Raw genomic sequence first — 25,721 nt, 5'->3', positions numbered from 1 at the left:
AATAAACCCTGATACCTGATTATGACATTAACCGAACGCGACCTAAACGTTATCTGGCACCCATATACCCAAATGAAAACCGCTCAACCGCCCATTCCTATTGTTCGGGGCGAAGGTTTGTACCTGATCGATGAGAATGGGAAACGATATATGGATGTTGTGGCTTCGTGGTGGGTAAATATTCATGGACATGCTCACCCATATATTGCTCAAAAAGTATCAGAACAGTTGAACACCCTTGAGCATGTGATCTTTGCAGGTTTTACTCATCCAACAGCAGTTGAACTGGCAGAGCGTTTACTTGAAATTATACCTAATAATCAAAGCAAAATATTTTACTCAGATAACGGTTCCACCGCTGTTGAAGTGGCTTTAAAAATGGCTTTTCAGTATTGGTACAATAGCGGTACCCAAAAGAAAAAGGTACTGGCTTTTCATAACTCCTATCACGGCGACACGTTTGGCGCTATGTCGGTAAGTGCACGCAGTGCTTTTACACAGGCGTTTGAAGGTTTATTATTTGATGTAGAATATATCGATCTTCCTACCCATGAGAATTTGAATGGTCTTAAATCTAAAATCTCAAGTCTAAAATCTCAAATCTCTTCTTTCATTTTCGAACCTTTAGTGCAGGGAGCAGGAGGGATGATCATGTACGAAGCTGAACCTTTAAATGAACTGATCCGTTTTTGCAAGGAACAAGAAATATTGATCATAGCTGATGAGGTAATGACTGGGTTTGGTCGCACCGGAAAACTTTTTGCCAGCGAATATTTAACGGAACAACCTGATATGATGTGTTTTTCCAAAGGGTTGACGGGTGGAACAATGCCCTTGGGAATAACCTCTTGCACTCAAAAGATCTACGACCGGTTTTTGTCAGACGATAAGTTAAAGACCTTATTCCATGGTCATTCATTCACCGCCAACCCTGTGGCATGTGCGGCTTCATTGGCCAGTATGGATCTGCTGCTTAGTTCCCAAACGCAATCCCAAATTCAAATGATCTGCACTAAGCATACACAATTCAAGGCGAAGATTAAAAATCATCAAAAGTTGAGTAATGTGCGCCAAACCGGAACCATACTAGCTATGGACTGGAATGCGGGCGAAGAAACTTCGTATTTTAATACAATTCGTGACCGTTTATATTATTTCTTCCTGCAACAAGGCATTATCCTTAGGCCAATGGGTAACGTACTTTACTTACTACCTCCGTATTGTATTTCTCCGGATGAATTAAATCTGGTTTATGGAAAAATTGAAGAAGCATTGGAGGTCATATAGTTTAGGAAGAAGTCAATTATCAACCATCGTTGCTTAATTAAAACATATCACCATGAAGTCTTTAGTTCTGGCGTTCTTATCCTATTTAATACTTATAAATTGTAATGCGCAGGGTTTACAAAATAAGCCTGCCGTTAAACCAGACTCCAGCATTAAAACAATTCATATTTACGTTGCCCTTTGCGATAATAAATATCAAGGAATTGTTCCGGTACCGTCTAAAATTGGGAATGGGCAAGATCCTAACAGTAATTTATATTGGGGCTGCAGCTATGGAATTCGGACCTATTTTAAGAATAGTAAAGAATGGAAACTGATTAAAACCCAAAAGTTAGATAGCATCAAACTGGAAAGATTAATTTTTAAACACACCACAAAAAATTACTATCTGATTGCCGATGCCTATAACGGAAAAAATATAAAGGAATGTACCAAAGATTTCCTTCGAAGTAGCTGCGGACAGTTAAAGAATACCATCAATATTGACAATAAAACCATCGGAATTTCAGGCAATGCCAGCTTGGTAGCATATATCGGTCATGATGGACTTATGGATTTTCAACTCTCAGAAACTTTTCGAAACACAGATGCTAAAACCCGGGATATAATCATATTGGCTTGTATAAGTAAGTCTTATTTTTCGACCCATTTAAAAAGCGCAAAAGTTAACCCACTTGTCTGGACAACAGGATTAATGTGCCCTGAAGCTTATACCATTCACGATGCGATTGTTGGCTATTTAAATAATGAATCGAATGAGCAGATCCGAACAAGAGCGGCTTTGGCTTATTCCAAATATCAAAAATGCGGTGAAAAAGCTGCTAAAAATTTATTGGTAACCGGATGGTAATAGGTTAGGACTTTTATTTATTTTCCCAAATCAGACAACTGTGTAGTTTTTGATTGAGGGTCTAAGGGTTTCAATCTGGATTCCATATCTTACTTTTGTTTATGCTTATTCTGATGATGAAGAAATAGCAGAAAATTTAGAAGAAAAATAATATTAATTCATTGCCAAATAATGCAAAACGATAATATTCAAAACTTGAGAGAAGCACTGAAATTCTCTCCTAATAATGTGCCTTTAAAATTAATGTTGGCTGAAGCGCTTCTTCTGGCAAACAATATGGAAGAGGCATTAACGGAATTTAAGGAAATATTAGCGCTTGATCGTACCAATGCAAAAGCCAAATTTGGATTGGCTCAATGCTATTTTCATAAAAATGATTTTTCCACAGCTTCAATAATACTTGAAGAAATTGCACCTAATTCGTCTGTAAAGGAGATCTTAGTGTTGTATGCACGGGTGTTGGTAAGGGAAAACCGGATTTCCGAAGCGATTGATATTCATAAGAAAATACTGAGCCTCGATCCTTATTTCTTCGATGATGAACTGGATGCAAAGCTGAAAGTAATGAGCCTGCCAACCAATGGTGATTTTGATATGAATGATCTGATCGATGAAGAATCACTCCGGTTTTTAGAAACACCAAACGTAAGCTTCGAGGATGTTGGAGGAATGGACCGTGTGAAAGAGGAGATCGACCTGAAGATCATTCAGCCATTAAAACACGCCGAGCTATATGCAGCTTATGGAAAGAAAATAGGAGGTGGGATTTTGTTATACGGCCCTCCGGGCTGTGGTAAAACACATATTGCACGGGCAACAGCAGGGCAGGTTGATGCCAAATTTATCAGTGTGGGTATCAACGATATTCTGGATATGTACATTGGTAACAGCGAGAAAAACCTTCATGAAATATTTGAAATGGCCCGCCGTAACAAACCTTGCGTGTTATTTTTTGACGAAGTAGATGCCTTGGGTGCCAGCCGCTATGATATGCGCAATTCAAGTGGCCGTCAGTTGATCAACCAGTTTTTGGCTGAAATGGATGGCATTGATTCAAATAATGAGGGGGTATTAATAATTGGTGCTACTAATGCTCCATGGCAGCTGGATGGCGCTTTCCGTCGTCCGGGACGTTTCGATAGGATCATCTTTGTTGATCCTCCTGATGCAGCAGCAAGAGCACAAATTCTTCAGATCATTCTGAAAGGTAAACCTACCGAAAAACTAGACCTGAGCTCAGTGGCAAAAGCCACTACCGACTTTTCAGGTGCTGATTTAAAGGCTCTGGTGGATATTGCCATTGAAGAAAAATTGAAAGAGGCATTTAAATCAGGGGTTCCCGCGCCATTGTCGAACAAAGATTTGATAAATGCTGCTAAAAAGCACCGACCAAGTACCAAGGAATGGTTTAACTCGGCACGCAACTATGCTTTGTATTCTAATGAATCGGGCTTGTATGATGATGTGTTAACGTATCTGAATATCAAAAAATAAAATCTCCTTATGATTTCAACGGAACTAGAAAAAGCCGGATTGCTAATAATGCATAAACGATATGCCGAGGCCATTAAAGAAATTCATGGATTATTGGCTAGTGCGCCCGACAATTCAGAGCTGCATTATTATATGGCGATCTGTAACCTGAATTTAGGAGAGAAGCGTAAGGCATTAGAGAATATTAAGGAGGCTATTGCCCTGGAACCTGATAATAGCATCTATTTTTATACCTACAGTAAGATTCTTTTAGACGACGATAAAGTTAAAGAGGCAGAGGAGACCATACAGGAGGCAATTCATCTTTTTCCTTATGATGCCAACTATTTTGGTATTTGGGCCAATATTTTAATGGTTAAAAAGGAATTTGAAAAGAGCCTTGAAAAAGCAAATGAGGGCCTGAGCCTGGATCCTGAAAATCACCTTTGCCTTAACCTGCGCAGTATGGCATTAGTGAAATTGAATAGGGGTGAAGAAGCTGCTCAAACTATTGATTTTGCTCTGGAGAACGATCCTGAAAATGCGTTCACCCATGCTAATTACGGCTGGGGTTTATTGGAACAGGGAAATACTGAAAAGGCGTTGGAGCATTTCAGGGAATCTTTGAAACTCGACCCCAATTCAAACTATGCAAAAGCAGGAATGGTGGAGGCCATCAAATCAAAATATTTGGTTTATAAATGGTTTCTGCAATACCAGTTTTGGTTAGGCAATAAAAAGAAAGCATCGCAATGGGGCTTCATTATCGGTTTTTTTCTGTTGACTAAACTTTTGGGGAAACTAGCCGAGACCAATGAAGGAGCAGCATTAATACTGATGCCAATCGTTGTTTTGATTTCATTATTCGCATTTTCTACCTGGATAATTTCACCAATTTCGAACTTGTTTTTAAGGCTGAATGTTTATGGTAGATATGCTCTGGATAAAAATGAGATCAAAAGCTCTAATCTGGTAGGGGTTTCTATTTTGGTTTCACTTATAGCTTTTACCTCCTCGTTTTTCTTTTCTAATCCAGCGTTCATTGTTGCTGGAATCTTTGGTTTAACGATGATGATACCCTTTTCGAGTATGTTCAGAGGAAAGAATAAACTGCTTTTATTTTATACCCTCGGATTAGTAGTGGCAGGGATCTTAGCCACAATTGAAACATTTTATTCTGGTGATGTTCTCAATACATTCTCCAGTATCTATCTATTTGGCTTTATAGCTTATCAATGGGTTGCCAATTACATTGCACTTAAATAGGGTATGGTTAATGCGTTTTTTAAATAAAAGAGTTTGGATTACTGGAGCTTCATCCGGAATTGGTGAAGCTTTGTCTTATGCAATGGCCGCTGAAGGAGCTAAACTTATTCTTTCGGGCAGAAATCTAAAAGAATTGCAACGAGTAAAAGCAAATTGTACAGGAGCTTCAGCCGTTGAATTAGTTCCGATAGACTTAGGCAATCATCAACAGGTTTTTGAAACGGTGAAAAATATTGATGGGCCTGTAGATATCCTTATCAATAATGCCGGTATCAGCCAGCGCTCATTACTCATTGAAACCGATTTTGAAGTGGAAAAGCAAATGGTTGATGTAAACCTTTTAGGAACCATTGCCATGACGCGTGCCGTTTTGCCACGGATGTTACAGCAGAGATCTGGTCAAATTGTTACTGTTTCAAGCATTATGGGTAAACTGGGAGCACCCTTACGTTCGGCATATGCAGCCTCAAAACATGGTTTACATGGTTATTTTGATACACTTAGGGCCGAATGCTATAAGGATAACATTAAGGTTCTCTTGGTTTGTCCAGGCTATGTGCAAACAAATATTAGCATTAATGCACTTACCGCTCACGGAACTTCTCAGGGTACAATGGATGAAGCTACTGCAAACGGACTCAAACCAGGAGAAGCTGCCCAAAAGATATTGAATGCTATTAGCAGTGGACAAGAAGAGGTAATTGTTGCGGCTTTACGTGAACGCTTTGCAGTACTATTAAAACGATTTGCTCCCGGCTTATTAAGCAAGATCATCAGAAAAGCAAAAACAGTTTAATTCTTTATAACCATTACACTATCTTAATTTTCACATTTTCTACCTATGCAAGTTAAACGAATTACAGCTGCCGAAAGCAGCCTGGTAACTGATTTATTCAACAATTATCGCATCTTTTACAAGCAGGATTCAGATATTTTATTGGCTCAGCAATTTATTCAAGCTAGATTAGATAATAACGAGTCGATCATTTTTGTAGCCTTAAATGAAAAAGAAGAACCCTTAGGATTTACACAACTGTTTCCTATTTACTCATCAGTAAGAGCGGTTAAAAATTGGCTGTTGAATGATTTATATGTTGATGCTAACTATCGTAAGCAAGGTGTTGGAGAGCAGCTTATTCAAACGGTCTTGCAATTTGCTCGTGAAGATGGCGCAAAATACGTAGACCTGTCTACTGCAATTGACAACTATACTGCACAAAGCTTATATGAGCAAATTGGTTTTGAGAAACAGGATGCAGATAGGGAGTTTTATAACTATAGAATTAAGGTGGATTAACTCTGGCTCCATACGGTTTTTGTTTTTACTAATTTATTGACAGAATATGAGACTACTTTCTTTTGATATTGAGGATAGAATGAGGTTCATCGGCTACTACCAAATTGTTGGTGGGATCATTGGCATATTTGGAACACTAGGGCTATTTATTGATGAACATGCATTGGGAGGATTACATATTTTATTTTATGCTTTAGGGTTCTCTCTATTTTCATTTTCAATTTATTGTGGAAACCTGCTTCGAAAAACAGAATTAAAAGGGCTTACACTTTCATTCTGGAATCAGGCTGTCCAAATACTCCAATTTTGCATTTTTTCAATAGCATTTTCTTATTTCTCAGGGGCTCGCATTTCTTTTGGTTTTGAATGGACTGAATCCTTTGGCCCTGATATCATATTTTCCATATCTTCTTTTTCTGTTAAATACACTCCGCACCATACCGATGAATTTTACCTCTATATTAACATTGTACCTATAATAATAATCTCGTATTTGATTAAACTTGAGGAAGATTTTGAAAAGCGAAAGCAATTATTAGAGTTGGATTAATGGAATCGATCTCAAAAATAACTTTTTAAATACATCTTAAATTTGAGTTGATATGCAAACTTCCAAAGTCAATACAATAGATGAATACATTGCAGGTTTCCCAAAGGAAACTCAGCAGGTTTTGGAGCAAATAAGGGCCACAATTAAAAAGGTGGTTCCTGAAGCCGAAGAAAAGATCAGTTACGCCATACCAACTTTTTATTTGAATGGCAACCTCGTCCATTTTGCGGCCTATGCAAACCATATCGGATTGTATCCGGCACCAAGAGCCATTGAGGCATTTAAAGAAGAGCTTTCGGGCTATAAAGGCGGTAAGGGAACTATTCAGTTTCCATTAGATAAACCTATGCCCCTTGAGCTGATCGAGCGTATTGTTCAATTTAGGGTAGAGGAGAGTTTATTGAAAAGCTTAAAAAAGAAAAAGTAGAAAATCAGTTGCCAATCATTAATCGTTACATGAAATTCATCCGAAACAATGGCTTTATATTGCCATGAGCTAGGATAATAATTGCCACCATTGAAAGACCCGTCATGAAGGGTTTCCTTATTTGCCTGCAATGCCAGGTTGCATTCCTTAATGTATCCGACACTTTCATATCAAGTGTTTCAATAAAACTTTGAATAAATGAGGAATTGCTCAGTATTGTTACCTGAGAGATTTTTTTGGTAGGCTGTCAAAATTATCTTTGTCGCTTTATTTATAAATCGATTTAGAAATTAATGAACAGGATATTTTTACTCATTTTAACTTTCATTTTAATCATTTCCAACCTGAAGGCCTCACCATCAGATACTCTTCATGTTATAACTCACAACAAAACCACTGTAGTAACCGATCCTGCAAAAGGGGTTAACACTTATAAGAATTGGGGTGCGTTCCTTGCTCCGAATGTACCCATCCGGAAAATTACCATGAAGGTCCAATTTGCTTGTCCAGATAGTATGCGCTGTGCCGAATGGGATTATATGGATCGTATCAGCATCCTGCGTAAGGGTGGTCAAAAGGGAGAAACCCTGAACTATGAAATCGGACGTATGCTTACGCCTTATGGCTGGTCTTTTTCTAAAAACTGGAAGTTCGACTGGGAAGTTGATGTAACTGATTTTAGTTTGTTGCTGCGCGATAGCGTTGAAATAGCCTACGGCCATTCCGGTTATGAATCAAATAAAGAGCGCGGTTGGGCGGTCACCGTCGATTTTGAGATAATAAAAGGCAAGCCGGCTATGGAGCCGATCTCCATTCAAAAAGTTTATGATGGACATTTTGTATATGGAGATAAAAATAGCCCGATTGACGAAGCGCTTAAACCTTTTCCTTTTACTGCAAGTCCTGATGCAAAATTGGCCCGTTTGCGCATTTTGCAAACCGGACACGGTATGAACGATACGGATAATTGCGGTGAGTTTTGCAGCAAGAAACGCCTGGTTTGGTGTGACGGAAGATTGATCGATGAGCGATCTATCTGGAAAAAGTGCGGAGACAATCCTTTGTATCCCCAAGCTGGCACCTGGGTGTTTGATAGGGCAAATTGGTGTCCAGGCACTTTACTGCAACCTGATTTACTTGACATAAAAGTAGAACCGGGCACATCGCATACTGTAAAAGTCGACATGGAGCGCTATGAAATTGCAAAGCCGACAGCAGATGAAGTGATCAGTGCTTATTTGATACAATATAAAAAAGTAAGCGCGGTAAATGATGTGGCATTAGAAGATATCATAGTACCTTCTTCCAAATCCATTTACGGGCGACAAAATCCGGCGGCAGCTAATCCTCAAATTTTGGTTAAAAACTTTGGTGCTACTGAAATCAATAGTTTAACGGTTAACTATGGAACTCTGGGTTTTGAAAAAAAACAATACCTGTGGAAAGGCAATTTGGCTAGCGGTGCTACGGCTACCATCAGTTTGCCCGGCCGAATTGAGTCTAAGCCCGAAGGAAACAGGTTTTGGTCTGAAGTTGTAAAACCTAACGGACAGAAAGACGCTTTTCAAAAGGATAATAAGTTAACAGTTGCTTTTAAGCCTGCTCCCAAACTTTCGGATAGTTTGATCTTTTATTTCATGACCAATAACCAACCTGAACAAAATGCCTACATTTTATACAACAGCGAAGGAAAGGTGATGAAGGAAAGAAAACTAGGAACCTTGAAGGCGAACACCATTTATCGCGATACCTTAAAGCTGGCCAAAGGCGCTTATACCTTGGCGTTGATCGATACTGCCGGTGATGGACTGGAATTTTGGTATAAACCCCAGGACGGGAGCGGAAGAACCCGTTTGATGAATACAAAAGGAGAATTGTTAAAGCTTTTTGAATCAGATTGCGGATCGGGTTGGACTTATAATTTCAGTGTCGAGGATCAACCGGATTCAGTGAAGAACAATCAATTGCTGGTGGGAGTTTACCCTTCAAAAACAAAAGATAAAACCACGCTTGATTATTTTTCTAATAAGGAAGAAGACGTATTGGTGCAACTGGTAAAAGATAACGATGTACCGCTGGAGGAGCACCGCTATCAACAGCTCAAAGAAGGTTTCTTTACTTACGATTTGGGGCGTTATGAAAAAGGCACTTATTATTTAAAGGTACTTGTAAACGGCCAGGAAAAAGCCCGCAAGCGGGTGCGGGTGCTGAAATAAGTCGATTATATAATTCAGCATATACAAAACCCCTTGCAAATTATGTTTTGTAAGGGGTTTTATATTCTAACAAATGTTCTTCGCTGCTAAACATTATTCAGTCTTTACAAGAAATTCATCTGAAACAATGGCTTTATACAGCCATGTATTGGGATAATAATTGCCACCATTGAAAGGCCCGTCACGAAGTGTTTCCTTGTCGGCGTGCAGTGCCAGGTTCCATTCCTGAATGCCGGAGAAATATTCCTTGTTGAACCGATAGCTGATTTTTTCCAACGGTCTGTTCTGGCTCGAAAGTAAAGTGCCGAGTTTATCCAAATATACCTTCCGGCCACCTGTTTCAGTAGTATAACCCTTACTCCATTTTTGAATAATACTGCTTTGAGGTATTAGCGTTATAACATTGCCATTTACATGATAGGTGCCACTTTCTTTTGCCAAAATAATTTCGGGTTGATAAGAAAATACTCTGCTGATATAACTATACGTGCCATTTTTATTAAACATGTATTGACATTTAAAATAGCCATGGAGGCCATTATCCATATCGCCGCTGCTGTTTTTGGTTGCAGTTTTGCCCCAGATGCCAATAACAGATGAGGGATCATTTATTGTGGATTGTTGGGTGGTGACAGGTTGCACCTTTATAGCTGGCGCTTTCATCTCAAGCGTTTCCATAAAACTTTGAACAAACGACAAATATTCCTGATCATTGGTGACAGCAACAACACTCACACAACGTTCAAAACCGCTTATCGTGGTAATCAGGGCGGTGGCATTTGCATTATCAAAAATGAATTTCCCTGCGCCTGATTTTACTTTCCTGCCTTCTGCTTCCACAGCTTCGCTTGTTTGTGGAGCTTCGGTTACCTTGTATTCTTTTGCAACAAGAGTATTCCATTCACTTTCGAAATCACTTTCAATGTTTCCCTTGCTGGTGGTACTTTTATAAATACTGATCCTGCACCACGATTTCTTTTTCGTATTAATGTTAACATAACTCACCACGGTCTCCCGGGTATCCTTTGTCCAGTTCTGAGGTGCTGTGTAAGTTATAAGGTCGAAGGTTTCTTTTTGTGCGAAGGCTGTTACAGCGAAAGCACAGAAAAAACAGAAAGAAATTATATGCTTCATTTTTTAACTTATTGTCGTTTTTAATAATCAGGACATGTTGGCAAGAGCCATCCCTTAAAACAATGATTTCTTAATCAAAAGTGGTAGCTATTGCTTTTATATTATCTCAGAAAGGCATCATTTAATGTGTTGCCAATACCTTGAACGGCAGGAGAGGGAGTGATATCAACTCCTGAGTTAACACCCATTTTTCCACTGATTTTAAGATCCCCTTTATCTGTAAACACACCTTCAACAGAAGCTTCGCCACGCAAACCAAAATCTGAAACGCCATCGGAATCTATCTCTATAAAGCCCTGGGCTTTTACTCCAACACCGCCACCACCAAATTCAACTAGCTCAACCACTTTCCCGGGTACAATTACATTCTGTGAAATATCATCAACTTTATTTTGAAGATCTAACGAGATACCTGCACCAAACGCAATGGTCGATTTTTTTTGCACAAAATCTCGCTCAAGGTTCAGAACAAGGCCTTCAAATTCCAGTTCAACTTCAAATTTGCCACAATCACCATTAATTTTCACAAACTGCACTTTAAATTTAAAACTGATAGGGCAATAAGGATCAGGCATCTCCGCTTCTAATTTCCCTGCTGACCCGTTTTGGTTTTGCTCACAAGGCTGAATGAAGGTGGAATTGATCTGAAGTGGATTTACAGCAAATATTGCACGATCGTAATAAAGCATTTCCCTGGATCCTTCGGGGCCAGGCATCATCTGACTCCAATACATCGCTTCAATGTTTAGAGAACGTAAAGGTTCTGAAAACCGATTGTTAAACGCGTTGTTTATACCTGCCATTAACTCCAGATAATTATTGTTTTCTGCATTCAGCTCATTGCATCTCGCTTCTGAATAAGATCCCTTTCCTTCACCACTCATACTGGCATATTTTTTTTCAATCTCTGCTATTTTACTTTCGTGATTTGTTTCGATTGATGTTTTATCCATTTTGTAGGTGTGGTCAAGGTAGAATTGAGCTTCTTCCTGTACCGCGGCAATTTTATCGAGGTAAACTTTGTAAAGCTTTTCTGCTTTTCCATGTAAGGGGCCAAAAGAGAAACCGGAAGCACTTGTTTTATGTTGTATTTGTTTTTGTGATTGTTGCTGAAAGTCTGAAGAGGCGGTTGATAGCCCTCCGTTGATCTTAGCGATGATCTCCTGCATTGTATTCTTCCATTCATCCCATTCTGCTTCAAGCTTTTCTGCTTCAAACACATTTTTACATTGTGCAGGCGGGCGAAACCTTGCCGGGTTAATGTATTCGTTTGTTGTTGGCCGGTATCGGTTAAGCAGGTTGCTGTAATCGAGTTTAATGCCTTTGCGTTGTGCAAACTCATTTGTTTTATCACTGTAAGAACCTTTTATACTTTTTTGAATAAAGGCCGTTGCCTCACCATTCTTTCCTTCTTTTTCTGCAATAATAGCCCTCGTGTAATTGGCCTGTGGATGATAGGCGTAGATTTTTATACATGAGTCGAGCACAGTTTTGCTGTTGCTTATTTCACCTAGGGCATAAAGCGCCTGACCCAGGTTGTTGAGAATGGTTGTATTAACTGGATATTTGGTTTTGAGATAACGGTGGAGCGGCAATGCCCTTGCTTCAGCATGCGCCAGGTTCATAATTCCTGTTAAATTACTGATGATATAGTCATTGGTTGGTGCCATACTTGCTGCCTTTGATAAACACCAAAGCGCTTCTTTTGTCGCTCCTTTATAATAAAGCCAGATGCCAAGGTCAGCAAGATCAACTGGTGCTGATTTTACTTTTGCATAAATAATCTGTGTGTTTTTTGTTTGTTGCTGATCAAGATTTTTTTCAACGTCGTTCTGTAGCTCATTCAAATAGCCGACAATAGTTGAGGCTGTAAGCCTGATAGAAAGTGCTTTCGCTTTTATTTTGCTATTAACAGCTGCAGGTAATTGTGCCACATTTTTTAGTTGCGAAACATCAGTTTGTTTAAAGCCTTTCGAAGGTTCATTTTTATAGATGTCATATGCTTTGATTTCGATTACAGGCTTTATTGCTATTGGTTTTGCTGGCGGAGTGGCTTTAGCTTGTGCAACAGGTTGATTAGGTTCTTTACCTAGGATGTTCTTTAGGACATTAAAATCGATAGCCTTTATAATGTCAGCCATAAATTTTGCTACCACCGGATCGTTATGATTTCCTCTGATGTATACCGTAAAGAATTGTGGGGCAGATCGTGGTAGTTTTTTATTGAAATATGCCGGGTTGGGTTTGATCAGTATCTTTGCGAAAGGGTCATCCTCAGTAGTAAACAGGTATGATAAACCATCCTTTGGATCCATTTTTACAATGGCATATTGATTCAGCTCCGTTGCAGGCATCTTTAGCAAATCATCAACTTTATCAAAGACCGGCTTGTATCTTTTGTCAATTTCAGCCAGCTGTTTTCCATACCTTTCTTTTGAAGGCAGGTAATCCATCTTCATATATCGTTGAAGCTTGTCTGCATCATTTTTATATTCAGTTTCTTTAAATCCTTTCTCAATCTCAATATTCTTAAGTACGTCTTTTATACCTGATGCATCCATATCCATCTGTACAGATAAATTCTTTTTCCTTTTTTCCAGGAATTCTTTCTTGGTTACATATGCCCAGGGAAGTTTGCCATCATAAGTAATTAGCCAGGCATTGCTTTTGCCCGTTCCCCCAAGAACAAGGGGAATCTTTTTTTCATCGAAATAATAATATCCATCTTTAAGCCTCGGCATTTGGCTTAGCACATTGAATCCTTCCTGGAGTTCCCTGTCTCCTTGGGCTGTATCATAAATTTCATCAAAAAAGGAATTAATGCCAATAGAAAAGTAGCTTTCTGTTTCCCCTGCTGTTTTAATCATGTTGCCATCACAGTAAGACTCTAATGGGATGATACTGTAAGTATAACTATTAACCGGCATATTCGATTCCGATCGATTGTAGCCACCGTTAGCAGTTGCATTCACTGCGATGGGGGAATACTTTGATTTGATCATGCTGTTGATGAAGGCCACTGTTTTTTTCTCTTTTGCCAGATCTGCTGCGGCCACACCTTGCATCCCTCCGCTGGTTTCTTTCCAGGTTCCTGGTTTTTGAAGTAAGGATTCAGTTGTACAATTTTGTCCAAACGAATAGATGGAACTGAAAACAATAATAGAGGTTAGTAGGTGCTTCATGTTTATTATTTAATCAAACGATTCTTTACTAAATGTCTTGATTTATTTTACTCGACTTAAAAAATCTCAAGTTGAATAGGTAGCGACATTGCAGGTTGATAGTTTTCCAATGTAATAAATAAAGTCTTAGCTAGTTAAACTTGGCAGGTATTTTTTGTTTATACACTTTGATAAACTTCAGGTGCCAGTAAGCACATCAGTAAAACAATTGGCATTTTAACTACTTTAGGGGCTCTTAAAGAAGATCAATAGTTTATTCCCCGTATATGTTACTAAGAATTCAATCCATACCGACTAAAAAATTAATTGGTAAACACCTTGCTATGTCATTAATTGATAACAGAACTGGGGAATTATGGCGGAGTTTCATGCATCAGTACAAAGAAATATCCAACGCGATTAATACTGATCTGATTTCAATGCAAGTTTACGAGGCTTCTTACAGTTTTGAAGATTTTGATCCAGGTGCAGTTTTTGAAAAGTGGGCAGCGGTTGAGGTTACTGATTTTAATAGGATACCTGATGGAATGGAAACATTTTTATTGGAAGAGGGTCTTTATGCAGTGTTTTTACATAAAGGAGCAGCAAGCACCGGAGCAAAAACCTTTCAATATATTTTTGGGGTATGGTTGCCAGAGTCGGATTATGTACTCGATAACCGACCTCATTTTGAAGTTCTTGGCAAAAAATATAAAAATGATGACCCTGAATCGGAAGAAGAAATATGGATTCCGATAAAAGCTAAAAGAAAGGATTAGGTAATTTAACTCCCAGCAACTAATAAGTTGTTGCTTAGTAGGTCATAATATCAAGTTTTGAATATTTTTAAGACTATTATATTAAAATTTAAGTGAATGAGTTATTTTAATGAAATACTAAAGGTTGTCCATCTGAATTAAAAAATATTTTGCTAATTCAAATGATTAATCTACCTTAGCTCTAGGAAAAAGAGTATAAGTTATATTTTATATTCCTTCCATTATTCTTTTTCTTTTGGTTTAGGTTAAATTAAAGGAGTTGATTCTTCCCAGGTTTCAACTCCTTTTTTTTGTAAGAATTCAGAAGAGATTTATTTATAAAAAAACGTCCCGGTGTTGCCGGGACGTTTTCTATTTAAGTGCAATCAAGCTTATTTTTTACGTTGTTGAGCCGCTTGCTGCTGTTTAGTCATTTCTTCTAAACGCATTTGCCATTTCGATTTTTTGTTGGCATTTGGACGTTTTTTATTCTCCTGAATTTTAGCGTGAATCGCATCCTGATTAATGAACTTACCAATAATAAATTGCTGAGCAAAGGTTATTATGTTAGCACAGAAATAATAGAAGTTCAAACCTGCAGGGAAACTGTTCAGTGCTCCCAGGAATACAATTGGCATAATGTAACCAATGTATTTCATTTGACCTGTAACACCAGAAATACGGTTGTTCATCCAGGTATAGATCAGGGTTGAAATAGTCATCAACACACACATTAAGCTTAAGTGACTACCTAAAAACGGAATATTAACACCAAAGTTAATTACTGAATCGTAGGTCGAAAGGTCATTCATCCATAAGAATGGTTGCTGACGCAGCTCAAATGAAGCAGGGAAGAAGCGGAAGAAAGCCAACAATATTGGCATTTGAAGCAATAATGGAATACAACCTGCCAATGGATTAACGCCAGCTTGTTTGTAGAGCTTCATGTACTCCTGTTGCAGTTTGGTTTGATCCTCTTCACCCACCTTTTCTTTTATCGCATCCATTTCTGGTTTTAAAGCGCGCATTTTCGCCTGCGACATGTAGGAAGTATAAGTGATCGGTAATAAAACTAATTTTAACACCACAGTTAAAATCAGGATGATGATACCAAAGTTCAGGTTAAAGTTATTAGCAAGGAAGTTAAACAATGGAATAACCGCCCAACGGTTAATCCAGCCTAAAGGTCCCCAACCTAAATTCACTTGTTTTTCTAAATCATAACCCACATTTTTAAGTTGGTTAAACTGATTAGGGCCGAAATAGAATTTGAAGTTTAGCTGATCAATTGGTTTAGCAGTATAGGGAACCACTAAATCGGCAGATAAATTTTTAAGAGCCGGTTTGGTTAAATCGGTAACTGTATTTAATGTACTGCCTTGAAATTTATCCTGAGCAATTAATACTGAAGAGAAAAAATGCTGTTTAAACGAAACCCATTTTAAAGGTTCTTCAGGTTTTTCCTCTTTGTCTTTAGATTCAGAAAGATAGTCTATATCACCGTTTTCTTGTCGGTAATATACTGTGGTGAAACTTTGCTCGTTCTTTTTATCTTTTTCCTGTTGTTTTAAATCGCTTTTCCACTCCAGGTTCAGAGCTTTAGCGCTTGGTGAAATCAACTGATTCATTCCAACCAGTGTAACACCATAATTCAGTAAATAACTTTCGCCTTTAAGTGAATAAACATAATCAACATATTGAGTAGGCGAGAAGGTCAAACGCATGGTAACGCTGTTTGAATCTTTGCCTGCTACAGTAAATGAAGAACCAACAGGTTGGAAAAATTCATCGTTAGTATTTACATTCTTACTGGTTAATGGAAGCTTAAAGCCGAAACGGTTATCATCGCCATTAAATAACACAACCGGTTTTCCGTCAAATGTTTTCTGACCTTTAATTTCAGTTGAATATACGCGACCACCTTTTGTTGAAAGGGTAACTTTAATCTTTTCGTTTTCGAGCGTAATAAATTGCTGCGTTTTAACAACCGACGAATCGGCGGTCGTTGCAACGCTTTTATTGGCAGCTACAGGAGTAGGTTTAATGCCTGCTTTTGCATTCTTGATTGAATCAGTTTGATGCTGATATTGTTTCACTTCAGCCTCATTTGGCTTCATGAAATAGCCCCATCCTAACAGGATGGCAGCTATCAACATCATACCGGTAAGCGTGTTTCTATCCATTTATCGGGTTCTTAAATACTATTTAGCTTTTTTTGGGTTATTCTCGTAATGATATGTTTTTGCAGCTTCTACAAACTTAACAAATAAAGGATGCGGATTAGCTACTGTACTTCTTAATTCAGGGTGAAACTGACCACCAACAAAATAAGGGTGATTTTTTAATTCGATAATCTCAACCAAGCCAGAATCAGGATTAATGCCAGAGGTTAACATTCCTGCATCATTGAATTGTTGCAAGTAAGCGTTGTTGAATTCATAACGATGACGGTGGCGTTCAGAAATTCTTGATTTTCCGTAAGCTGCAAACGCTTTAGAACCCTTTTTGATTTCACAAGGGTAAGAACCCAAACGCATGGTTCCTCCCATTTCCGTTATCTGCTTTTGCTCCTCCATTAAGTTGATCACTGCATTTGAGGTATCAGGATTCATTTCCAATGAATGAGCATCTTTCATGTTCAATACGTTTCGCGCAAATTCAATTACCGCACACTGCATACCTAAACAGATACCAAAGAATGGAACATTGTTTTCGCGAACATATTTAATGGCTTCAATCTTACCTTCAATACCACGATTACCAAAACCTGGTGCTACCAGAACACCATCAAGTAAACCTAATTTCTCCTGAACGTTTTCTGCAGTGATATGTTCCGAGTGAATATATTGCAAGTTTACCTTACACTCGTTTTGAGCTCCGGCATGAATAAACGATTCACAAATTGATTTGTAAGCATCAGGTAGTTCAACGTATTTTCCAACCAAACCGATTTTCACCTCTGAAGTAGGGTTTTTCAGCTTACCTAAGAAAGCTTTCCAAGACTCTAAATTAGGTTCATCTTTAATTGGAAGTTTAAGTTTAGTAAGTACGATACGGTCTAATTGCTCTTTTAACATCAATAACGGAACGTCATAAATAGTTGAAGCATCAGCTGATTCAATTACCGCATTTACGTTAACGTTACAGAACAAAGCGATCTTTTTGCGTAGATCTTGCGTCATTCTATGTTCGGTACGGCAAACCAAAATATCTGGGTGCACACCGTACTCCATTAACATTTTTACTGAGTGCTGAGTAGGCTTGGTTTTAAGCTCACCTGCAGCAGCCAAATAAGGCAATAGGGTTAGGTGGATTACCAGAGTGTTGGTTGAACCATGTTCCCAACGGAACTGACGTACAGCCTCGATATAAGGCAATGATTCAATATCGCCTACGGTTCCACCAAGTTCAGTGATAACAATATCATATTCGCCGGTGTCACCTAAGCGCTGAATATTGGCTTTAATCTCATCTGTAATATGTGGTACCACCTGAACGGTCTTACCTAAATAATCGCCTCTGCGTTCTTTATTAATTACATTCTGATAAATGCGGCCGGTGGTTACGTTGTTGGCCTGCGATGTTGGAACATTTAAGAAACGCTCATAATGACCCAAGTCAAGATCGGTTTCTGCGCCATCTTCGGTTACATAACATTCTCCATGTTCATATGGATTTAAGGTTCCAGGGTCGATATTAATGTATGGATCCAGTTTTTGGATGGTTACCCTGTATCCTCTCGACTGTAATAATTTAGCTAATGAAGCTGAAATAATTCCTTTCCCTAACGACGAGGTAACACCCCCCGTAACAAAAACGTATTTAGTCATAATCTGAATTGATGGCTGCTGGTTACGGGTTGCAAAAGTACGAAAAATAATGGTTCTACTGTCTATTCATTGTAAATAACCTGCATTATATTTTAAAAAATTGATAGAAAATGAGATAGGTCTGTAAAACTATATTTTTTATCATGCTATTTACCTTTTTGAATCAAATGAAACTATCTTAGTAAAACCTAATTCTTTGCATTTTTTGGTCTACGGCTATTGACCCTGGGATGAAAATTAAAGACTTTGGGTTTATTTAATATTCATTGTTGAATTAGCAGAATGAATGGTAGAACTACGTAATATTTGAAATAAGATTTATGGCAGCCCACGAAATAAATACTTGTCCAAGATGTAATTCTTCATTTGAATGCAAAGCAGGTTCAATAACCCAATGCCAGTGTTATGGACTTACATTTACGGCAGAGGAAAAAGATCTAGTTGCTGATAATTATACAGATTGTTTATGCCGAAAATGTTTGTTGGAACTTAAACGGGAGGCAAAATATCGTTCATTGACAGAAAAAAAGGAACAAATGAACAGCATTTTAAAAACGCGTTAAAGAAAAGTATTAAATAAAAAAGGTGTTCCGATTTGTCGAAACACCTGTTAAAGTTCTTTATTAACTCTTATTCGTAAATGAATTCCCCGAACTCAGATTTGATAGTCACTTTTTTAGCTTCACTGGCTTCTACACGACCAACAATCTGAGCATCAATATTAAACTCTTTACTAATGTTTATAATATCGGTAGCAATTTCTGCTGAAACATAAAGTTCCATACGGTGACCCATGTTAAATACTTTATACATTTCTTTCCAATCAGTGCCCGATTGTTCATGAATTAATTTGAACAAAGGAGGAACTGGGAATAGGTTATCTTTTATAACATGCACATTATCTATGAAATGTAATACTTTGGTTTGAGCTCCGCCACTGCAATGAACCATACCGTTAATTTGCTTACGATATTTTTCTAAGATCTTTTTAATAACCGGCGCATAAGTACGGGTAGGAGAGAGCACCAGTTTACCTGCGTCAATAGTGCCAAATCCGGGAACATCAACTTTATCGGTCAAATTTTTATTTCCAGAGAAAACCAGATCTGAGGGAACCTGAGGATCGAAGCTTTCAGGATAATTTTGAGCAATGGTTTTGTTGAATACGTCATGACGAGCTGAGGTCAGTCCATTACTTCCCATACCGCCATTATATTCCGATTCGTAAGAGGCTATTCCATATGAAGCCAGGCCAACAATAACATCACCCGCTTTAATTCGATCATTCGAGATCACATCTTCACGTTTCATACGGCATGTAACGGTCGAATCAACTATAATGGTACGAACCAAATCGCCCACATCAGCGGTTTCACCACCAGTTGAAAAGATACTTATGCCATGCTCTCTTAAATCAGCTAAAATTTCTTCCGTTCCATTAATAATGGCTGCGATCACTTCACCCGGAATCAGGTTCTTATTACGGCCAATTGTTGAAGAAAGCAAGATATTATCCACAGCACCTACACAAAGCAAATCATCAATGTTCATGATGATGGCATCTTGTGCAATGCCTTTCCAAACGCTTATATCACCGGTTTCCTTCCAATAGGTATAAGCCAGTGATGATTTGGTTCCAGCCCCGTCGGCGTGCATGATATTACAGTAATCGGAATCTCCACCAATAATGTCTGGAATAATTTTGCAAAAGGCTTTAGGGAAAATTCCTTTATCAATATTTTGAATAGCAGCGTGTACATCTTCTTTCGAAGCTGATACACCTCTTAAATTATATCGGGCATCTGTTTGCATAGCGCAAAGATAGAATTTTTGATTAATGACTTAAGAATCCCTTTCAAATAAGCATTTGGGTTTTCAATTTCCAAGATTTAAAGCTCCGTATTGGCACTTTTTCAATAAGGTTAAGGCCACCTTAAATCAATTGTTTAGGATCCGTAACTAATTAGAAAAATGTATAAATTGAAATAATGACTGAATAATCATTCATAAATTTTTTTAATTTGAAATTCAATATATTATGCATGCATTTGATGTGGTTGATTTGTTTTGAATACTTAAAGGCTGATTTTTGAAGTTTAAACAGCTAATAACTCGTTTATTATTAGTAAATTAATTAAATCGATTAAATCAAATTATGAAGAAAATTTTACTTTCGGCATTAATGCTTGGAGCGTTAAGTACCGTGGCATTTGCACAAAGCAAAGATGTTGAACCAAAGGAAGGTAGGGGTTGGTATATTAAAGGTGGTGCCAGCTATTTTATCACCGTAACTCCGGTTGAATTTCCAAATGTGGGTACACTTCAGCCACGAATCAGCACCGGATCATTGATTCTTACCGTAGTAAATGGAACAAATACCCTTAAAGAGGTTTTAAGTACTGATAAAACTATTACCGGCTCATTTGGACAAGGATATCGATTCAATGCCACTCCTGGATACAGTTTTAATAAACATATTGCACTTGAAGTTGGACTTCATTTCTTCCATAGCGATACACATCAAATGGCTATGAAAACATTGACAGATGACGTAACCCCAGCTCAGGCGGGAACAACAGCATTAAGTATTGATGCCACTGGAAGAGTTTATGCATTTGATATTTCTCCAAACCTTGTATTCAAACTTCCATTGAATAATGGTTTCGAACCTTATTCTAAAGTAGGAGTGATAGTGCCTATTCATGGACGCTTAAAGATCAGTACAGACATTTATGACCGATATGGAGCTACCACGGGTGGTGCTATTGCCAATTTAAATTTGCATCGTGAAGAAGAAATTGAACCCCGAGCAACTATAGGTTTTTTAGGTGCGTTAGGTATCAATTATCCTGTTGCAAAGAAGGTTAAAGCTTATGCAGAGGTTGAGTACAGAAATATAGCGGTGAGCAGCAAAGGCAAAGAAGTTACTGCCTATAGTGGTACTGGGGTAAGTAGGGTAAATGGGCAGCCGGTGACACTTGCATATGAAAATTTAGAGCAGGGAGAAAAATTTACCGATTATAAAACCAGCTTAAACACTTCTTCAAACACCGAATACACGTTAGGGACTACTACTCGCAATCCTAATTTTGATAAAACGAAAAATGCAGAAGATCTTCGATCTTATATTAACATCGGAGGTTTAGGCTTTAGTGTAGGTGTTAAGGTTAATTTTTAAATTTCGTTATAAATTATAGACCCTAATAAATGAAAATATCCTTGTTGTATAAATTCAACAAGGATATTTTCGTTATGAAAGGTTAGGGGAATTACACTGCTTCTGCAATAACTTCTGTAACTTCAGGCACCATTCTTTTCAATAAGTTTTCGATACCTGCTTTAAGTGTAATGGTTGATGAAGGACATCCGCTGCAAGAACCCTTAAGCTCAACAGTAACAACACCAGCTTCATCAAATGACTTATAGTGAATAGCACCACCGTCTTGTTCAACTGCCGGACGAACATAATCATGTAAAATTTGTTGGATTTTCTTTTCTGTTTCTGTTCCTTCAAAAATTACTTCCTCATTGTGATCGTTAACAATCTTAAGTTCTGATTCAACAGCGCCTTTAACAAACTCCTTTAAGATAGGAATAAGATCTTCCCAGTCAGATCCAGCAACTTTAGTAATTGTTACAAAATTGCTCGCAAAAAACACCCCGTCCACAAAAGAGAATTTGAATAATTCTTTAGCGAAAGGAGACTCCTGAGCACTTTCTTTAGTAGCAAAATCCTTACTTCCGTTAATTAAAAGCTTATTGGTAATAAACTTCATAGTAGCCGGATTAGGTGTTATCTCGGTATATACGTTTACAGTGGCTGTTAAACTCATTCTCTTAATATTTATTTAGAATAAGTACAAAGATAAGTAAAAAAGGTTTTAGGGAAATTCAGTTTTTAGATTTTAGCTTTAAAATGACATTTTATGACTTACTACTTAGAGTATCTTTTCGAAACATATACTATTAGTTACGCCAATATATTGGCCATAATTTGGAATTACAGCGAAATTATTTTTTTCGTAAAGCCTTATCGCTTCAGGTTGATTTTTTCCGGTTTCTAATACCAAACCTGGATAATTTAATTCTTCAGCCCACAGCTCTAATTCATTCAGAATAATCGACGCAATTCCCTTTCTTCTAAATTCGGGTTTTACAAACATTCTTTTAACTTCCATTCGATCATCTGAAAAGGCCTTGATTGCACCGCAACCTACTGGAGTATGATCGCTATAAACAACAATTGCATGTTTGATAAGGTTTATTTTATTAAACTGATGATAAAATGCATGCTCATCACCATCTCTTATTGCTAAATCTTCGTCAAGCAAGGCAACCAGAGACTTAAAATCGTCATTTTCTGATGTAACGCGTTTAATAGTTGTCATTTGAACAATAAATTAAATTGAATATGTAGCGTTTTAGCTGAATTTAAACAAAAAACCCTTGCCAATATTTAAATTGACAAGGATTTAAAACTTATAATTCAAATTATTATTTAATAAATAACAATTCGCGGAACTTAGGCAAAGGCCATTGAGCATCATCAACGATAAGCTCTAATTTATCAACATGGTAACGGATCGTTTCAAAGAAAGATTTTACTTTTTCATCGTAAGCGATAGCCATTTCACGTGCATCAGTTAATACGTTAGCCTTTTTACGTGCTTCGATCATATCGTAAACAGCTTTTTTGATTGTAGAAACCCGCTCAGAAATTTCAGTAATGATCTCTAACTGGCTAGCTGATAAAGCACCGTTTAAGCCAATTTCTTTTAAACCTTTAACGTTATCGATCAATCTGGTTTGATAGTTTAACGCAGCAGGAATAATTTGGCTGGTTACAAGATCTCCCATGATACGTGCTTCAATTTGGATTTTCTTAGTATAGTTTTCTAAGAAGATCTCATGACGAGCATGTAATTCGCGCTCAGTGAAGATGTGTTGTTTCTCGAATAACTCAGCGGTTTTTTCAGTTATTAAAACATCTAACGCTTTTGGAGTAGTTTTGATGTTTGATAAGCCACGAGAAGCAGCTTCCTGTGCCCACTCATCGCTATAACCGTTACCTTCAAAACGAATGCTTTTAGATTCTTTGATGTATTGACGAATAATTTTCATGATCGCCACATCTTTTTTCTCACCTTTCTTAACCAATTTGTCTACATCTTGCTTGAAAATGGTTAACTGCTCAGCAACAATTGCATTTAATACAGTCATTGGCGCAGCAGAGTTAGCTGATGAACCTACAGCACGGAATTCAAATTTGTTTCCTGTGAAGGCGAATGGAGAAGTACGGTTACGGTCGGTATTATCTAATAAGATCTGAGGGATTTTAGGAATATTCAAACCTAAAGCGCCAGAAAGATCTTTTTTCTTACGGTTAACAACATGTGATGATTCGATCTCATCTAATACCTCGTTTAATTGCTCACCTAAGAAAATAGAGATAATTGCAGGAGGAGCTTCGTTAGCACCTAAACGGTGGTCATTGTTAACTGAAGCAATTGATGAGCGTAATAAATCAGCATGGTTATGAACAGCTTTAACGGTATTAACAAAGAATGTTAAGAACATTAAGTTGTTTTTAGGCGTTTTACCCGGAGCTAATAAGTTTTTACCGGTATTTGTAATCAATGACCAGTTATTGTGCTTACCAGAACCATTGATTCCAGCAAATGGTTTTTCGTGTAATAAAACTTTAAGTTTATGACGACGAGCAACTTTATCCATCAGATCCATCAACAATTGGTTGTGGTCAATAGCTAAGTTGATCTCTTCGTAAATAGGAGCACACTCGAACTGGCCAGGAGCCACCTCATTGTGACGAGTTTTTAATGGAATACCTAATTTTAAAGCTTCTGTTTCAAAATCTAACATGAAGGCATATACACGCTCAGGAATTGAACCAAAATAGTGGTCTTCTAATTGTTGGTTACGAGCCGACTCATGACCAAACAATGTACGACCTGTTGCTACTAAGTCAGGACGAGCGAAGAATAGATCTTCATCAACAACAAAATACTCTTGTTCAATACCTAAAGATGAATTTACTTTAGTTACCGCTTTGTCGAAATACTGACAAACTGCTGTAGCTGCTTTATCTAAAGAGTTTAAGGCTTTTAATAAAGGAGCTTTAAAATCAAGCGCTTCACCGGTATAAGAAACAAATACAGTAGGAATACATAAGGTTAAACCTGAACCACTTTCCATGATGAAAGCTGGAGAAGATGGATCCCAGGCAGTATAACCACGAGCTTCGAAAGTTGAACGGATACCACCGTTAGGGAACGAAGAAGCATCAGGTTCTTGTTGAACTAAAGCATCTCCGCTAAATTTCTCAATTGCCTTACCATCCGCAGTAGGCTCAAAGAATGAATCGTGTTTTTCAGCAGTAGTACCAGTTAAAGGTTGGAACCAGTGTGTATAGTGAGTAACACCTCTACCCATTGACCATGATTTTAAACCAGCAGCAATTTGCTCAGCCATGGTTCTATCAACAGGTATACCTAATTCGATAGAACTCATTACACTTTGATAAGCCTCTTTTGAAAGAAATTCTTTCATTTTGTTCTTATCAAAAACATTTGACCCGAAGAAATCAGAAATTTTTGTTGATGGAGGAGTAACTCTAACAACTGGTCTGCTCATGGCAGCTTCTAATGCTTTAAAACGAAGTAGAGACATTCTTTTTATAATTTAAGTTAGATTTTGTGTTGTTTCAAGACAAAAATAGTTTAATGATTTATTTTTGCAAGAGATTTTTCGATTTTTTTTATAATTTTTTGATAAAAATTGAAATAATTCCTGTTTTGTCATTAAAAAAAATATAAAAATTGATATTTATCAGGTTAAAGATTCTCTTTTTTGTTGAAAGGATGATTTTGAGTATTTAGTCAAAAATCTAAAGCTCGTATTGATAATTTTGATACATTTTATTTCAAACAGTATAATTATTAATAGCAACTAAGTATAATTTTATCAAATTCATATAAATAAGCTTAAATACCCATCCACATTTTTTCATTTTTTGGTAATTTTTATAAACCAGATAATTAATTGATAAAGGATAATTATTTATGAAAAAATCCATGCTATTAAGCTTTTTTAATAAAAAAATAGATTGATTTGATAAAATTTGGAGAAAAGGAATAAAATATAAATTGAGGGCGAAAACTAAGCAATTGCATTTTTTATAACTGAGAACTAGCTAAATAGCCCATCAATGCTGCTTTGTGTTTTTATTTATAAGGATTATTTATTTAATTTGCACTCGCTTTAAGGAGCTGCACCCATAGCTCAGCTGGATAGAGCAACGGTTTTCTAAACCGTCGGTCTCAGGTTCGAATCCTGATGGGTGTACAACTAATCTTTATAACCCTTGTAGATTAAAATTCACAAGGGTTTTTTATTTGTCTGTATTCTGCTATTAAGCCACACTTCTTAAATACACCTTTCAATAATTTCTCACT

The 25,721-nt window shown here is 37.4% G+C and carries 20 protein-coding genes and 1 tRNA gene; 13 read left to right on the top strand and 8 right to left on the bottom strand.

Annotation, left to right across the window (positions count from 1 at the left end; translation table 11 throughout):
- Positions 1–21 precede the first annotated feature (21 nt).
- From bioA to C3K47_RS06120, 9 genes are all read left to right on the top strand, one after another.
- Positions 22–1,287, top strand: coding sequence for an adenosylmethionine--8-amino-7-oxononanoate transaminase (gene bioA / locus C3K47_RS06160; protein WP_103788253.1), 1,266 nt, complete (start codon positions 22–24; stop codon positions 1,285–1,287).
- A gap of 52 nt (positions 1,288–1,339) precedes the next feature.
- On the top strand, positions 1,340–2,137 hold the full coding sequence (locus C3K47_RS06155) for a hypothetical protein (protein WP_207765243.1): 798 nt from the start codon (positions 1,340–1,342) through the stop codon (positions 2,135–2,137).
- Positions 2,138–2,308: 171 nt separating this feature from the next.
- On the top strand, positions 2,309–3,631 hold the full coding sequence (locus C3K47_RS06150) for an AAA family ATPase (protein WP_103788252.1): 1,323 nt from the start codon (positions 2,309–2,311) through the stop codon (positions 3,629–3,631).
- Positions 3,632–3,640: 9 nt separating this feature from the next.
- Positions 3,641–4,876 carry a tetratricopeptide repeat protein gene (locus C3K47_RS06145; RefSeq protein WP_103788251.1) on the top strand — a complete coding sequence of 412 codons (1,236 nt, stop codon included), beginning with the start codon at positions 3,641–3,643 and terminating at the stop codon, positions 4,874–4,876.
- 10 nt (positions 4,877–4,886) lie between these two features.
- Complete coding sequence (locus C3K47_RS06140) at positions 4,887–5,672, top strand: SDR family oxidoreductase (RefSeq protein ID WP_103788250.1); 786 nt, start codon at positions 4,887–4,889, stop codon at positions 5,670–5,672.
- Between the two features lie 45 nt (positions 5,673–5,717).
- Positions 5,718–6,173 carry a GNAT family N-acetyltransferase gene (locus tag C3K47_RS06135; protein ID WP_103788249.1) on the top strand — a complete coding sequence of 152 codons (456 nt, stop codon included), beginning with the start codon at positions 5,718–5,720 and terminating at the stop codon, positions 6,171–6,173.
- Positions 6,174–6,219: 46 nt separating this feature from the next.
- Positions 6,220–6,723, top strand: coding sequence for a hypothetical protein (locus tag C3K47_RS06130; RefSeq protein WP_133159338.1), 504 nt, complete (start codon positions 6,220–6,222; stop codon positions 6,721–6,723).
- A gap of 52 nt (positions 6,724–6,775) precedes the next feature.
- Positions 6,776–7,150, top strand: coding sequence for an iron chaperone (locus C3K47_RS06125; RefSeq protein WP_103788247.1), 375 nt, complete (start codon positions 6,776–6,778; stop codon positions 7,148–7,150).
- 293 nt (positions 7,151–7,443) lie between these two features.
- Positions 7,444–9,366 (top strand): peptide-N-glycosidase F-related protein, encoded by a 1,923-nt coding sequence (locus C3K47_RS06120; protein WP_103788246.1) that lies wholly within the window; start codon positions 7,444–7,446, stop codon positions 9,364–9,366.
- Between the two features lie 93 nt (positions 9,367–9,459).
- Here C3K47_RS06120 and C3K47_RS06115 read toward each other — a convergent pair whose 3' ends face one another.
- Positions 9,460–10,500, bottom strand: coding sequence for a hypothetical protein (locus C3K47_RS06115; RefSeq protein WP_103788245.1), 1,041 nt, complete (start codon positions 10,498–10,500; stop codon positions 9,460–9,462).
- Positions 10,501–10,601: 101 nt separating this feature from the next.
- Entirely contained in the window at positions 10,602–13,682 is a 3,081-nt protein-coding gene (locus C3K47_RS06110; protein ID WP_103788244.1) for a tetratricopeptide repeat protein, read from the bottom strand.
- Between the two features lie 266 nt (positions 13,683–13,948).
- On the opposite strand from C3K47_RS06110, the gene C3K47_RS06105 reads away from it, so the two are divergent.
- A complete protein-coding gene (locus tag C3K47_RS06105) occupies positions 13,949–14,440 on the top strand; it encodes a GyrI-like domain-containing protein (protein WP_103788243.1) in 492 nt (163 codons plus the stop codon).
- 371 nt (positions 14,441–14,811) lie between these two features.
- Here C3K47_RS06105 and yidC read toward each other — a convergent pair whose 3' ends face one another.
- Positions 14,812–16,602, bottom strand: coding sequence for a membrane protein insertase YidC (gene yidC, locus C3K47_RS06100; RefSeq protein WP_103788242.1), 1,791 nt, complete (start codon positions 16,600–16,602; stop codon positions 14,812–14,814).
- 18 nt (positions 16,603–16,620) lie between these two features.
- Positions 16,621–18,249 (bottom strand): CTP synthase, encoded by a 1,629-nt coding sequence (locus tag C3K47_RS06095; RefSeq protein WP_103788241.1) that lies wholly within the window; start codon positions 18,247–18,249, stop codon positions 16,621–16,623.
- A 320-nt stretch (positions 18,250–18,569) separates the two neighbouring features.
- Here C3K47_RS06095 and C3K47_RS06090 point away from each other — a divergent pair, with 320 nt between their 5' ends.
- The gene (locus C3K47_RS06090) at positions 18,570–18,812 is read left to right on the top strand and encodes a cysteine-rich CWC family protein (protein ID WP_103788240.1); all 243 of its coding nucleotides are present in this window, start codon (positions 18,570–18,572) and stop codon (positions 18,810–18,812) included.
- 67 nt (positions 18,813–18,879) lie between these two features.
- Here the strand turns inward: C3K47_RS06090 and C3K47_RS06085 are convergent, their stop codons facing one another.
- Positions 18,880–20,061 (bottom strand): AIR synthase related protein, encoded by a 1,182-nt coding sequence (locus tag C3K47_RS06085; RefSeq protein WP_103788239.1) that lies wholly within the window; start codon positions 20,059–20,061, stop codon positions 18,880–18,882.
- A gap of 343 nt (positions 20,062–20,404) precedes the next feature.
- Here C3K47_RS06085 and C3K47_RS06080 point away from each other — a divergent pair, with 343 nt between their 5' ends.
- Positions 20,405–21,427, top strand: coding sequence for an outer membrane beta-barrel protein (locus tag C3K47_RS06080; RefSeq protein ID WP_103788238.1), 1,023 nt, complete (start codon positions 20,405–20,407; stop codon positions 21,425–21,427).
- A 91-nt stretch (positions 21,428–21,518) separates the two neighbouring features.
- On the opposite strand, the gene C3K47_RS06075 is transcribed toward C3K47_RS06080, so the two are convergent.
- The 3 genes from C3K47_RS06075 to C3K47_RS06065 form a co-directional block, all read right to left on the bottom strand.
- Entirely contained in the window at positions 21,519–22,082 is a 564-nt protein-coding gene (locus C3K47_RS06075) for a NifU family protein (RefSeq protein WP_103788237.1), read from the bottom strand.
- A 105-nt stretch (positions 22,083–22,187) separates the two neighbouring features.
- On the bottom strand, positions 22,188–22,637 hold the full coding sequence (locus C3K47_RS06070) for a GNAT family N-acetyltransferase (RefSeq protein WP_103788236.1): 450 nt from the start codon (positions 22,635–22,637) through the stop codon (positions 22,188–22,190).
- Positions 22,638–22,743: 106 nt separating this feature from the next.
- The gene (locus C3K47_RS06065; protein WP_103788235.1) at positions 22,744–24,936 is read right to left on the bottom strand and encodes a glutamine synthetase III family protein; all 2,193 of its coding nucleotides are present in this window, start codon (positions 24,934–24,936) and stop codon (positions 22,744–22,746) included.
- A 601-nt stretch (positions 24,937–25,537) separates the two neighbouring features.
- On the opposite strand from C3K47_RS06065, the gene C3K47_RS06060 reads away from it, so the two are divergent.
- Positions 25,538–25,611: transfer RNA gene (locus C3K47_RS06060), tRNA-Arg, on the top strand.
- The last annotated feature ends 110 nt before the right edge of the window (positions 25,612–25,721 follow it).

It is taken from the genome of Solitalea longa, assembly GCF_002920915.1.
GTDB classification, from domain to species: domain Bacteria; phylum Bacteroidota; class Bacteroidia; order Sphingobacteriales; family Sphingobacteriaceae; genus Solitalea; species Solitalea longa.
Note: the sequence above shows the minus strand (reverse complement) of the source record. Positions and strands in the feature narration are given on the sequence as shown.